The 13,086-nt window shown below is 41.0% G+C and carries 12 protein-coding genes; 8 read left to right on the top strand and 4 right to left on the bottom strand.

Translation table 11 applies throughout. The annotated features are described in order from the left end of the window. Positions 1 to 59 precede the first annotated feature (59 nt). The 3 genes from SLH46_RS16755 to rsmG are packed head-to-tail and all read left to right on the top strand — an operon-like array spanning position 60 to position 2,435. On the top strand, positions 60 to 1,217 hold the full coding sequence (locus tag SLH46_RS16755; RefSeq protein ID WP_320282357.1) for a glycosyltransferase: 1,158 nt from the start codon (positions 60 to 62) through the stop codon (positions 1,215 to 1,217). Next, on the top strand, positions 1,199 to 1,807 hold the full coding sequence (locus SLH46_RS16750) for an RNA polymerase sigma factor (protein ID WP_320282356.1): 609 nt from the start codon (positions 1,199 to 1,201) through the stop codon (positions 1,805 to 1,807). The genes SLH46_RS16755 and SLH46_RS16750 overlap by 19 nt, the downstream gene beginning before the upstream one ends. Before the next feature lie 7 nt (positions 1,808 to 1,814). Then, the gene (gene rsmG / locus SLH46_RS16745) at positions 1,815 to 2,435 is read left to right on the top strand and encodes a 16S rRNA (guanine(527)-N(7))-methyltransferase RsmG (RefSeq protein WP_320282355.1); all 621 of its coding nucleotides are present in this window, start codon (positions 1,815 to 1,817) and stop codon (positions 2,433 to 2,435) included. Between the two features lie 71 nt (positions 2,436 to 2,506). Here the strand turns inward: rsmG and SLH46_RS16740 are convergent, their stop codons facing one another. After that, the gene (locus SLH46_RS16740) at positions 2,507 to 3,553 is read right to left on the bottom strand and encodes an ATP-dependent 6-phosphofructokinase (protein WP_320282354.1); all 1,047 of its coding nucleotides are present in this window, start codon (positions 3,551 to 3,553) and stop codon (positions 2,507 to 2,509) included. A 205-nt stretch (positions 3,554 to 3,758) separates the two neighbouring features. On the opposite strand from SLH46_RS16740, the gene SLH46_RS16735 reads away from it, so the two are divergent. Then, entirely contained in the window at positions 3,759 to 4,520 is a 762-nt protein-coding gene (locus SLH46_RS16735) for a 3-keto-disaccharide hydrolase (RefSeq protein ID WP_320282353.1), read from the top strand. A gap of 109 nt (positions 4,521 to 4,629) precedes the next feature. Here the strand turns inward: SLH46_RS16735 and gldB are convergent, their stop codons facing one another. Further along, entirely contained in the window at positions 4,630 to 5,646 is a 1,017-nt protein-coding gene (gene gldB, locus SLH46_RS16730; RefSeq protein ID WP_320282352.1) for a gliding motility lipoprotein GldB, read from the bottom strand. Positions 5,647 to 5,806: 160 nt separating this feature from the next. On the opposite strand from gldB, the gene SLH46_RS16725 reads away from it, so the two are divergent. Together SLH46_RS16725 and SLH46_RS16720 are read left to right on the top strand one after the other, a co-directional pair. Further along, positions 5,807 to 7,450: an NAD+ synthase gene (locus tag SLH46_RS16725; protein WP_320282351.1), complete on the top strand. Its 1,644-nt coding sequence runs from the start codon at positions 5,807 to 5,809 to the stop codon at positions 7,448 to 7,450. A gap of 138 nt (positions 7,451 to 7,588) precedes the next feature. Then, positions 7,589 to 8,290: a Crp/Fnr family transcriptional regulator gene (locus SLH46_RS16720; protein ID WP_320282350.1), complete on the top strand. Its 702-nt coding sequence runs from the start codon at positions 7,589 to 7,591 to the stop codon at positions 8,288 to 8,290. Positions 8,291 to 8,341: 51 nt separating this feature from the next. Here SLH46_RS16720 and SLH46_RS16715 read toward each other — a convergent pair whose 3' ends face one another. Both SLH46_RS16715 and SLH46_RS16710 read right to left on the bottom strand, forming a co-directional pair. Then, positions 8,342 to 10,810, bottom strand: a complete 2,469-nt coding sequence (locus SLH46_RS16715) for a bifunctional UDP-N-acetylmuramoyl-tripeptide:D-alanyl-D-alanine ligase/alanine racemase (RefSeq protein WP_320282349.1) — start codon at positions 10,808 to 10,810, stop codon at positions 8,342 to 8,344. Next, positions 10,807 to 11,385 carry a thymidine kinase gene (locus SLH46_RS16710; protein WP_320282348.1) on the bottom strand — a complete coding sequence of 193 codons (579 nt, stop codon included), beginning with the start codon at positions 11,383 to 11,385 and terminating at the stop codon, positions 10,807 to 10,809. Before SLH46_RS16710 ends, SLH46_RS16715 begins: the two co-directional genes overlap by 4 nt. A 140-nt stretch (positions 11,386 to 11,525) precedes the next feature. Here SLH46_RS16710 and SLH46_RS16705 point away from each other — a divergent pair, with 140 nt between their 5' ends. Together SLH46_RS16705 and rsmI are read left to right on the top strand one after the other, a co-directional pair. Then, positions 11,526 to 12,410 (top strand): hypothetical protein, encoded by an 885-nt coding sequence (locus tag SLH46_RS16705; RefSeq protein WP_320282347.1) that lies wholly within the window; start codon positions 11,526 to 11,528, stop codon positions 12,408 to 12,410. After that, complete coding sequence (gene rsmI / locus SLH46_RS16700) at positions 12,403 to 13,086, top strand: 16S rRNA (cytidine(1402)-2'-O)-methyltransferase (protein ID WP_320282346.1); 684 nt, start codon at positions 12,403 to 12,405, stop codon at positions 13,084 to 13,086. The genes SLH46_RS16705 and rsmI overlap by 8 nt, the downstream gene beginning before the upstream one ends.

Genomic DNA, 13,086 nt, shown 5'->3' with positions numbered 1-13,086 from the left:
TGGTTGAGGTAATTTTGCTACTATTGCGTTAGTTTTTAATACCGAATTTTCTTCTCTAAATGATTCAGGAATTAACTGATAGTTTTAGCGCGTTAACTGTCTTTCAGGTTACGGTTTTGGCCATTGCTTTATTGTTGTGGTTGCTGCGATTTTTGTATCTGCTACTGTTTCCGTTACGTGTTGTTTCAAACAAAAATAAAGCAGAAGAGAACGACAAAAACACTTCGTTATCCATTTTGCTTACCGTACGAAACGAAGAAAACAATATTCGTGAAACCTTTCCAAGCTTGTTAACAGTGGAAGGTGCCGATTACGAAGTGGTAGCCGTAGACGACTTTTCGCAGGACAATACCTTGTCGGTATTAGGTTTGTTAAAACAGCGCTACGAAAAACTAAAAATCTCGTCGTTAAGCCAGGAAACCAGACATTCAGAAAAACTGTCGCAAAATATAGCACTGAAATTAGCCTCTAAAGAATGGGCTTTGATTTATCCGATAAATGCGCAAAAAGTTTCGGAGGAGTGGTTGGCAGAAATGTGCAAATCAAGCGACGATACTACTTCTGTAAAAGTTGGCTATGTAACCGTACTGCGAGCAAAAAGCTGGTTTAACAAGTTGTATCGGGTTGAGAACTTTTTTCAGCAAGTAAAAAGCGCATCCTTCATATTAAATGGAGCTGCATTTGTTTATAACGAAGAAAATGTGGCCTTTAAAAGAACGGAATATTTTAACCATGGTGGGTATGGAGTGAAGGTAAACGAACCTTTTGCCAACCTAGAGCTCGTATTAAACGACATCATTACAAAAAAGAATTCTGAATTTAATTTTAGCGATAAATCGGTTGTGGAAAAACAATTTTCGGTCGGCCAATCGGATTTTACAAACCTCATTCGAAAAAGCATCAGAATTGAAAAATATTTATCGAACAGGAAGAAATTTTTGTTAGAAATAGATCGCTTAACCGAGATATTTTATCCCTTATTTGTCGTTTTTAGCCTATTTGTTGCATTAACAATATGGCCGGTAATTTTGACTTTTATACTGCTTAAGTTGCTGGTTTTCATGGTTATCATAAAAATATTACAGAATCGTTTGAATGAACATAAATTATTCATAACTTCGTTAGTGTTCAGTTTTATAAGGCCTTTTTACAGGCTGATTTTTAAGTGGCGTTTTAATCGAACAAGCCGAAACTATAAATGGAAAAACAAGGGGTAATATTATCTGAGAAGGCGCGGCAAGACTACGAACTAGTTAAGGCTGCGTTGAATGGAGATGATAAAGCTTTTGCCCGTTTGTTAAACCGCTACAAAGACGCCATTTATTTTATGCTGCTAAAAATGGTGAATAACCGCAGCGACGCAGAAGATCTTACGCTTGAAGCTTTTGGCAAGGCATTTAAGAGCCTTCATCAATATTCGCCCACCTACGCATTTAGTACCTGGCTGTTTAAAATTGCATCGAATAATTGTATCGATTTTCTCCGAAAGAAAAAGGGTGTTCATGTCCCCATCGAAAATAACGCGCAGGACGATAATAGTGAAACCATAAAATTACGCTCGAAAGATCCTGATCCGGAAGAAAAGCTGATTCGTCAGCAGAAGGCGATTTTGTTGAGGCGGGTGGTACGTAAGTTAAAGCCGCGTTATCAAATACTGGTCGAACTCCGATATTTCAGAGAGTTTTCGTACGAAGAAATTGCAAAAGAGTTAGATTTGCCGCTCGGAACAGTAAAAGCCCAGCTTTTCAGAGCTCGCGAAATGCTGTTTAAAATGATTGAAAGTACCGAGATCGGACGAAAAGAGTAACTTTTGTATGGATATAATTCTAAAGTATTTCCCGCACCTTACCGAAACCCAGATTGAGCAATTTAAGCAACTGGAGCCATTGTATGCCGACTGGAATGCAAAAATAAATGTGATTTCCAGAAAGGATTTTTCTGAGTTTTACGAGCGCCACGTATTACATTCGTTGGGTATTGCCAAGTTTGCCCGTTTTGCCGACAAAACAAAAATTCTGGATGTGGGAACCGGTGGTGGATTTCCAGGAATTCCGCTGGCCATTTTATTTCCCGAAGTGCAATTTCATCTTGTCGATTCCATCGGAAAGAAAATAAAAGTGGTTAACGGAGTTGCAGAATCGTTAGGATTAAAGAATGTGCGTGCGGAACAAATTCGTGCCGAGCAACTGCAGGAGAAATACGATTATGTGGTGAGCCGCGCCGTAACCCGTTTGCCCGATTTTGTAAAATGGATCAGAAAAAACATTTCGAAAAAACAAATTAACCCGCTGCCAAATGGTGTAATTTATCTGAAAGGCGGTGATTTAAGAGAAGAGATCAAACCGTTTGGAAAAAGAATTTTCTTACAGGAGCTGTCGGATTATTTTGACGAGCCGTTTTTCGAAACCAAAAAAGTCTTGCACTTACCGCTATAAAAGAAAAACCGTTTTGAAACACTCAAAACGGTTTTTTTATTTAATCCTTCATCGTTAATCCTTCATCCTTTCTAAAGAAATTCATCGCCAAACGATACACCCATTTTTCGGGCTTTTTCAATCAATCCCAAATCCGGTTCAACCAGTCGCAATTTTCCACCAACTTCTTCAAGCGGCACTGTTGTTAGATCGTTGTTTTTAATGGCAACCATAGTTCCAAAATTTTCGTCGGCGATACACTGGGCTGCAAATGCTCCGTAGCGTGTGGCCAGAATGCGGTCCATTGGTGTTGGCGAGCCTCCCCGCTGAATATAGCCTAAAACAGTTTCACGGGTTTCAATACCGGTATATGTTTGAATAGCTTGTGCAATATGTGTTGCGGCCGATACTTCTTTTGGGTGATCGATACCCTCGGCAACTACCACAATCGAATATGGTTTGTTGCTTTCGTAACGACTTTCAATTTTTTTACAAACCGAGCGGATATTGTATTCCAACTCAGGCAAAAGAATGATATCACCACCACCTGCAAGTCCCGAATACAAAGCCAGCCAACCGGCGTGGTGTCCCATAATTTCAATAATCATTACACGCTGATGCGAGTTGGCCGTGGTGTGCAAACGGTCGATGGCGTCGGTGGCAATTTGCACTGCTGAATCGAAACCGAAAGTAACATCCGTGCCCCAAACGTCGTTATCGATTGTTTTTGGAATACCAACCACATTCATTCCCTCTTTTGCCAGTAAACTTGCTGTTTTCATGGTGCCGTTTCCACCAATACAAACAACGGCATCAAGTCCAAGTTTTTTATAATTCTTTACAATTTTTTGTGGTTTATCGTCGTCATCTTTTCCGTTTTTTTTGCCTTTATAGGGTTTTTCGCGCGAGGTTCCAAGCACGGTTCCACCAAGAGTAAGAATTCCCGAAAGGGCCGATTCTTTTAACTCAATGTAATCGCCGTTAATTAACCCTGAGTAACCGGCATTAAACCCCAATACCTCCATTCCGTATTCAACTATGGCTGTTTTTCCAACGCCTCTAATTGCTGCATTCAATCCGGGGCAATCGCCTCCTGCAGTCAAAATACCAATCCTTTTTGGTTTTGCTGAAGTACTCATATCAACTAATTTTTATTCAACTTAATCTTTTAATTAACCGAATTTACAAAAGAACTTTATAAAAACGATGCTCATTGCATGCTAAATCCTGTTATTCTCGATTTCTTTTTTTGCTGAGATAAAAAACGGTTTAACAAAATTTGTACATTCGCACGTCGTTTGAAAAAATGGCATTTTAATCTTTAACCAATTAAATTTAATAGAAATGAGAAAGTTTTTTTCACTTTTAATGGCTACTGCTATGGTTTTTTCCATCTCTTGTAAGAGTACAAAAACTGGTGGTTCTGCCGGATTAAATCAATTAACAAAACAAGAAAAAGAAGACGGTTGGGTACTGCTTTTCGATGGTAAAACCAGCGAAGGATGGCGGGGTAACAACAAAGAACATTTCCCAACAGGTTGGGAAGTTGTTGACGGAACGCTGCATTGCAACAAATCGGGTCAGGGTGAAGCCGGAGCACGCGATGGTGGCGACATTATCACAACCAAAGAATACTCGAATTTCCACCTGAAACTGGAGTGGAAAATTGCAGAGGGCGGAAACTCAGGTATTTTCTACTTAGGGAAAGAACATGAAGGATGGCCAATTTACAAAACAGCTCCTGAAATGCAGGTGTTGGATAACGAGCGTCACCCGGATGCATTGCTGGGAAAAGACGGTAACCGAAAAGCAGGTTCGTTGTACGACCTGATTCCTGCAAAACCACAAAATGCAAAACCTGCCGGTGGATGGAACACGGTTGAAATTATTTGCTACAAAGGCACTGTTGTGCACAAGCAAAATGGCGAAACAGTTGTTGAGTACCACTTGTGGACCGACGATTGGAAAGAAATGGTAGCCGGATCAAAATTCCCGGGGTTAAATCCTGACTGGGCAAACATTGCTAAAGAAGGTGTAATTGCATTGCAAGACCACGGCGACGACGTTTGGTTCCGTAATATCAAGATTAAGGAAATGAATTATTAAGCGAATTTAGCTGATAGTGAACGGCCCGGTAGATTTTTGCCGGGCTTTTTTGTCTTTAGTCGCGAGCTGCTAGCTTCGAGTTGTAAGAAACTAGTGACTAGTCGCTTTCCTACTCCGGATTATACCCTGAATCGTTCAAAATCTGCTGAAAATCGTAATTCGCCATCAACTCGGGCAAAGTTACTTCCGGGTGTTTTTTCATGTATTGTCGTACAATTTGCCAGCCAATCCACACACCTGTTCGTCCGGGCGAATCAAGCGGGAAACCACTTGTTGTTGGCGACGGATTTATGTACCGGATAATATCCATTCGTTTGCTGGTGTACAGCATTTCATGCTCAATCAGGTAAGTCCACATTTGAGGCTCGTTCATTTGGCACCACTCCAGTTGCTGTGTGGTATAGCCAATTTTTAGCGAGTCTTGCATGTCGGGCAACATGGCGTCAACCAGGTACATCAGTTTGCCTTTTTCAACCATATTGCCCAGAAGGTTGGTCGCACGGTCTTCGTGTTCAAATTCGGTAATTGCCCATGCAAATGCCACATCCGACAAAATCTTGTCTTTGTGCATGTTTTGTATCTTGTATTGCGGCGTTGTGCTTAGTTGCTGATAATAGTTGCAATCGCGCCCCAGGTATTTATCGAGGCTGATGCCAATAATATTTTCGGCCGTAACAACCGACTGGTTAAAACCAGAAGTGTAGGTATAAATGGTTGGCAGCTCTTTTTCGGGGAAATGGTAGCTGTAATATTTAAAAGCCTTTTTCAGCCCCTTTTCAAGCTTTTTTGTGTTGTTAAAAACCGAATCGGTTTTGTGTTTTACATCAACAATCAGGCTGTCGGTTAAAAACAGGCTCATCATGTGCTTAAAATCGTCGTCGCCGATACCACCCACCTGAATTACACGGTAAGTGTACAAATTGAAAAACTCAGGATAAGTATTACTCAACTCCGAAAACACTTCCAGCGTATCTTTTCCTTCGAGGTTAAAAAGTTGTTCGCCAAAATGAACTACTTCAACTTCTTTATCAATGTCAGAAATATTAACTTTTAACGGATTTGGTTTACAAGCAAAAAAAATCAGGGCTATTGTACCCATTAAAAACAGTCCTTTTAACAACTTCATTTTACAAGAAATTTAAATCAATACGCTTCTGCGGTCAAATTATTGCAAAACTGAACTAAAAATTGAACTTTTGCAAGGTTAAAAAGAATGATCAGAATAATGAGTTTATTATAGCGTTTTAAAACTCGAAACTCGGAGCTCTGAACTTTAAACTCGTATCATGAAAGTTGCATTAGCACAGTTAAATTATACCATAGGCGATTTTGAGGGAAATGCGTCGAAAATAATTGAAACGATCAATAAGTCGAAACAAGATGGTGTTGATCTGGTTGTTTTTTCCGAGTTGTCGGTAACGGGTTATTATCCGCACGATTTGCTGGAGAAGAAAGAGTTTATTGCCAAAGCGGAAGCTGCGGTTGCCGAAATTGCAAAATATTGCGACGGCATTGCTGCGCTGGTTGGTGCACCCCGAATTAATGAGCAGGAACGCGGTAAAAAGTTGTTTAACTCGGCATTCTTTTTAGCCGATGGCGAAATAAAAAGTGCGCACAACAAAACGTTGTTGCCAACCTACGATATTTTCGACGAGTATCGTCATTTTGAGCCAAACAACGAGTTTAATCTGATAGATTACAAAGGCGAAAAAATTGCCGTAACCATTTGCGAAGATTTGTGGGACGAGCAACCCACGGCCAACGAATTTGGAAAAGACAAGCTGTATTCGGTTTCGCCAATGGAAGAGTTGGCGAAATTAAAACCTGATTTTGTGGTGAATTTGTCGGCATCGCCATTTTCTTACAACCAGGAAGGCTGGCGGAAAAATGTGCTGATTAACAAAGCTAGAAATTATGGCATTCCGGTCTTGTATTGTAACCAGGTTGGAGCACAAACCGAACTGATTTTCGATGGTGGTTCGGTGTATATCGATACGGAAGGAGAGATCGTTAAAGAACTCAACTATTTCGAGGAAGATTTCCTCGTTCTCGATACCAAAGCAATTGGAGAAAAGGAACTGCAGCCAAAAGTTGACTACATTGAGAAGATACATGATGCACTGGTTTTGGGAATTCGTGATTACTTTAATAAGATGGGCTTTAAACAGGCCACGTTGGGATTGTCGGGTGGAATTGATTCAGCAGTGACAGTGGTGCTTGCTGTTCGTGCGCTGGGACCGGAAAATGTTCGTGTGCTGTTGATGCCATCGAAATATTCGTCGGACCACAGTGTAGACGATGCCCGTGAACTAGCCGAAAACCTTGGAATCCGTTACGACATTGTAAATATTCAATCGGCAGTTGATCAGTTTGAAAACGCGCTGTCGCCACTTTTCGAAGGGCGTTCGCCCGATGTTACCGAAGAGAATATACAAGCCCGTGCACGTGGAATTTATATGATGGCCATTTCGAATAAATTTGGACACATTCTGTTAAATACCACCAATAAGAGTGAGTGTGCAGTGGGGTACGGAACCTTGTATGGCGATATGAATGGAGGTATTGCAGTGTTGGGCGATGTATATAAACTCGACGTGTTCAAGTTGTCGCGTTTTATGAATAAAGACGGTGAAGTAATTCCTGAAAATACCATCGTAAAACCGCCGTCGGCCGAGTTGCGCCCCGATCAAAAAGATACCGATTCGCTACCCGAGTACGAAGAGCTTGATGACATGCTTTTTAACTACATCGAATTGAATAAATCGCCGCTGGAAATCGCTGCTCTTGGTTATGAAGAGGCGATTGTTCGTCGTGTGATAAGAATGGTGAATATGAATGAGTATAAGCGCTTTCAGGCGGCACCGATTTTAAGAGTAAGTTCAAAAGCATTTGGTTTCGGAAGGAAAATGCCTCTTGTTGCCCGCTACTAAGCATATATTTCTGGATCAGTAGTTTTATGTAAACTGATTCATGATATTATTCATGAGTCGTGTAAAATAACTGTTAAAAAAGAATCAATTTTAACATTTTTTTTTAGCTTTGATGCTATAAAACATACAGCGAAGTATATGTTAAATTCGGAAATTGGACTTAGGGATCTTGTTGATAATCCAAAATCAATATTTTATTTACTTGGGCAGGAAGATAAAGACGAACTGCAGCATCATATTTCACTTTCGCATTATAAAAAAAACGAATTCATTTATAAAGAAGGGGATAAGCCAAACGGATTTTTGGTGTTGATTGATGGGAAGGTAAAGATTTTTAAAGAAGGTGTTGGCGGACGAGAGCAGATTATTCGTATGACTAAACCGCTTGGGCTGATTGGTTATCGTGCATTGCTTGGCGATGAAACGCATAACGGATCGGCTGTAACGCTAGAAGAGTCGCTGGTTTGTACGATTAGTCCTGATTTTATCTTTAACCGTGCATTAAAAAACACCGATTTCTCATTTAAAATAATTCGTAAACTTTCACGAGAGCTTGGTTTTTCAAACGCCCGAACAGTAACGCTTACTCAAAAGCACATTCGAGGACGTTTGGCGGAATCGCTGATCCTGTTGAAGGACAAATACGGTTTTGAGAATGATGGAACAACTTTAAAGGCGTTTCTCTCGCGCGAGGACATTGCCAACCTGTCGAACATGACTACTTCGAATGCCATTCGAACCCTGTCAACTTTCGCCAGCGAAAAAGTAATTGCCATCGATGGTCGGAAGATTCGAATTCTGGATGCTAATCGTTTGGAGCGGATCAGTAAATTAGGATAACGTTTTCAAAAGAATATATCGAAGTGCCATCTGCTTGTCGGATGGCATTTTTTATTCCTGCAAATACACTCGTTTTACACGTTGCGAAATGCCTGTTAGAATCTCGTAAGGAATTGTCTCCAGTTTTTCAGCCAGCTCAATAATTGAAATGTTTGGGCCGAATAGCTCCACACTGTCTCCGGTTTCCACTTCAATGCCGTTAACATCCAACATTAACATGTCCATGCAGATATTACCCACAATCGGCGCTCTTTTCCCGTTTACAAAAGCACAACCTTTGCCATTGCCCAGTTTTCGGTTTATGCCGTCGGCATAGCCCAGCGGAACGATGGCGATACGGCTTCGTTTGCCGGTTTTTCCTTTTCGGTTGTAACCAACGGTTTCATCCGCTTCAACTGTTTTTACCTGCGAAACGGTAGTTTTTAACGTGCCAATATTTTCCAGCTGCAGTCCGGTTTGAGAGATGCCATATAATCCAATTCCCAGTCGAACCATGTCGAATTGATAGTTCGGAAAACGTTCTATTCCGGCTGAGTTAAGAATGTGTTTCTCAATTTTGTAATCGCAGGCTTTTTCGATGATGGCAGCCAGTGAGTTAAAGCTGTCGATTTGCTCCAGTGTAAATTCATCCAATGCTGCTTCATCGCTTCCAACAAGGTGTGAAAACATGGAACTTATTTTTAGCTGCTTATTCGATTTTATAAACTCTACAACTTGTTCGATCTCCGATTTTGTTTTCAGTCCAAGCCGGTTCATTCCCGTGTCAATTTTCACATGAATCGGATAGTTGGATTGTCCATACTCGGTGACTGCATCCGAAAACTGTTGCAAAAGATTATAGCTGTAAATATTTGGTTCAAGACGGAAGTCAATAATATTTTGAAAACTATCCTGCTCCGGATTCATTACAACAATGGGCACATTTATACCGGCATTACGCAACTGAACGCCTTCGTCGGCTACTGCCACTGACAGATAATCTACGTTTTGGTGTTGTAAAAGCCTGGCAATTTCAACATCGCCGCTACCATACGAAAAGGCTTTCACCATCACCATAATCTTTGTTTTCGCTTTCAGCAGTTTTCGAAAAGTATTAAGGTTGTGGATCAATGCATTCAGATTGATCTCCAAAACCGTTTGATGAGCTTTGAGCTGCAAAAGAGCAGCTGTCTTTTCGAATTCGAATTGTCGTGCTCCTTTTATAAGTATAGCGGATGATGTATAATTATTCCGTGTAAAATGATTCTCAAATGTCAATCGGTTGGGGAAAAATTCACTTTCAATATCAAAAACATGACTGTGTTTATAGAGCTCCGGACCAATTCCTGTTAATTTATTAATGCCCCATTCCTGAAGCAGTTGATTTACTTTTGAATAAAGTTCTTCGGCAACCACTCCGGTCTGTTGGATATCGGAAAGGATAACGTGTTTGTGCAAATGACCTTTGGCAGCCTGTTGTTTTAGAACCGACAAGGCGATTCCAAGTGAATTCAGATCGGAATTGTAATAATCGTTGATCAACAGGCAATTATTAATGCCATGTTTTATTTCAAGACGCATGGCAACCGGTTGCAATTGACTGAACCGCTCCAAAAATTCTTCAGGTTTTTCTTTTAATGCAATCAGTGTGGCAAAACAATGGCAGGCATTTTCTATGGCCGACTCATCGGTGAAAGGAATTTCAAAAGAATAGTTCTTATCTGCCACTTTCGCCGATAATCGCGTTTTGTCGCTTTGTATTTCTGGAGTAATTTCAATTGGAGCTTTTTGCTTTTCCAGCGACCAATTGATTGAGTTTATAGTTCTTTCAGAACAGAAGTCGCTGATGTGTTTGCTGTACGAGCGATCTGCCCGAAAAACCAAAACTTTGCAACCGGTAAAAAGCTTTAGTTTCTCATCCAGCTTTTCTTCCAGCGAGCTAAAATTTTCCTGGTGAGCGTCGCCAATGTTTGTCAAAATACCGATGTTTGGTTTGATTACAGAAGCCAGCTTTGCCATTTCATCCCGTTCTGAAATCCCTGCTTCTAAAATTGCGAGGTCGTATGGTTCGTCGAGCAATAATGCAGACAATGGAACACCGATTTGAGAATTGTAACTTTTCGGACTTCTTACGATTCTTTTGTTAGCCGATAGCAAATCGTAAAGCCATTCTTTGATAATGGTTTTTCCGTTACTTCCTGTTATGCCTATTATCGGATACGAAAAATGTCGTCGGTTAAAAGCCGCCAATTGTTGAAGTGCTGAGGTGGTATCTTCAACTAAAATATAATTGGCCGTATTTTCAATAAACGATTTGTCGGAAATAATAAAAAGTTGAACTCCCTTTTGGCGCAGCTCTGCAATGTAATTGTGGCCGTTAAAAACAGGACCGGTGAGTGCAATAAAAGCAACATCCGAACCTCCGAAAAAAGTTCTGCTGTCGGTTATAATCGAAGAAACAGAGAAATTCTGAAACGATGAAGATGGAAAAAGTTCACCATTTAAAACGGTACAAATATCTGTAACCGTCAGTGTTTTCATTCGCGGATGGCTTTATTGTAGCAGCTTCGGCAGAGTGGTTCATAAATGTCTTTTTCGCCTAGCAGAACCACTTGCTCTTTTTCCGAAAGGCGGTGCGAAAACTGTGCAATACTTCCGCAACGCACACAAATAGCGTGAACCTTGGTAATGTAATCGGCAACCGCCATTAATCCCGGAATTGGTCCAAAAGGAACACCTTTAAAATCCATGTCGAGCCCGGCAACGATAACACGAATTCCCATGTTCGCCAGCTTGGTAACAACATCGATCAGTCCTTTATCAAAAAACTGTGCCTCGTCAATCCCAATTACATCAACATCGCCGGCCAGCAAAAGAATGTTGGCAGAGTTTTCAACCGGGGTAGAATGAATCGCATTTTCGTCGTGCGATACCACTTCGGTCTCCGAGTAACGAACATCAACCATTGGCTTATAAATTTCCACCTTTTGTTTGGCAATTTTGGCGCGTTTCAGCCGTCTTATCAATTCTTCTGTTTTTCCCGAAAACATCGATCCGGCCACAACTTCAATGGTGCCCACTTTTTTGTGGTTGTTTATGTCTCTTTCAATAAACATCTATCGTTACTCTTTTTTGTAAATAAGAATTCTTACAGGGTGCTTTTATTTACTACTTTTACAAAAATAAAATTTACAGGCTTGTTTGGGTAGTAAAAGCCATGATTAATTTACCAACATCGCGTTAAAAGCTTGGATGCATGGACAATAAAAAATTATTTAAATTTTTGTACAAAGATATTTCGGAGATAGAAGAACTGTTTGCTGAAAAAGGTGCCGAAGGATTTGATGAGCTGGAAATGGAATTTATCCGTACCCGTTTTAGTGGGGCAAAAAACATTATTCAGTTACTGAGCGAAAAGGAAATCAAGTCTCCTGAAGTTCAAATCCCTCAACCGGCAGTTGCAGATAACAATGGTTCGTCTTCTGAGAAGACTGAAGCCGAAATTCCAGCAGCACCTCGCACAGAGTTAACCGAAGACGAAAAGGCAGGTTTAAAAGAACTGGAAGAATTTGAAGCAGAAATTGCCGACAAGGAAGACGAGGAGCCCGAAACGATAGAAGAACCGGTAGAAAAGATTGAGCCTGTTGCAAAAGAAGTAGTTGAAGAGACTGCTGAAGTAGTAGAAGCTCCGAAAGTAGTTGCAGCTGTTGAAGAGACAATTGAAGAAGAGATAAGCCAGGAAGAAGTTGAGAAAGAAAAGCCGGTAGTAGACGAAGTCCGCGAGGAGGAAGAGACCGAAGAAGTGGAGGAAACAAATACCAGGATAGGAGACCGTCCGGTTGCCGGAAAATCGGTAAACGATTTGCTTGGAGGCAAAGAGGATGGCAAGCTGGAGTATAAAATATCAAACAGCCCGGTGACAAGTATTCAGGCGGCAATTGGTATAAACGATCGTTACCAGTACATTCGTGAGTTATTCGACGGCAATGCCGACACTTTTGCAAAAACGGTTAGCGATCTGGATGGACTAACTAATATCAATGAAGCGGTGGAGTATTTGCAGCAGAACTTTAAATGGAAAAAGAACGAAACAAGTTTGAAATTTGTTGGCCTTGTAAAACGCAGATTCCCGAATGGATAAAGAAGCAAAATTAATATTGGTACCCACGCCCATTGGCAATCTTCAGGATATTACCTTAAGAGCGGTAACGGTTTTAAAAGAAGCTGACATCATTCTTGCGGAAGACACGCGGGTATCGTCGAAATTGCTAAAACACCTCGAAATAGAAAAAAGACTTGTGGCGCATCACAAGTTTAACGAGCATAAAACCACAGCATCAATTGTTTCTCAAATTGAGCAGGGAAATACTGTTGCACTCATCTCCGATGCCGGCACTCCTGCCATTTCCGATCCCGGTTTTTTGTTGGTAAGGGCGTGCGTAGAAAAGGATATAACAGTGGAGTGTTTACCAGGAGCAACGGCACTTATTCCCGCATTGGCAGTTTCAGGTTTGCCCACCGATAAGTTTGTTTTTGAAGGATTTTTGCCGCAGAAAAAGGGCCGGCAAACTCGTTTGAAAATTCTGGCAGAAGAGCCTCGTACCATTGTGTTATACGAATCGCCATATCGTTTGGTAAAAGCTCTGGGGCAGTTTGCAGAGTTTTTTGGAGAAGAAAGAAAAGCCTGCGTTTGTCGCGAGCTGAGTAAAATGTTCGAAGAAATAAAACGCGGAACGGTTACTGAGTTGAAAGCGTATTACGAAGAACACACACCAAAAGGCGAAATCGTGATTGTGGTAGAGGGGAAAGACCAATAA

The organism is Draconibacterium sp. IB214405, from assembly GCF_033963885.1.
Lineage (GTDB): Bacteria > Bacteroidota > Bacteroidia > Bacteroidales > Prolixibacteraceae > Draconibacterium.
Note: the sequence above shows the minus strand (reverse complement) of the source record. Positions and strands in the feature narration are given on the sequence as shown.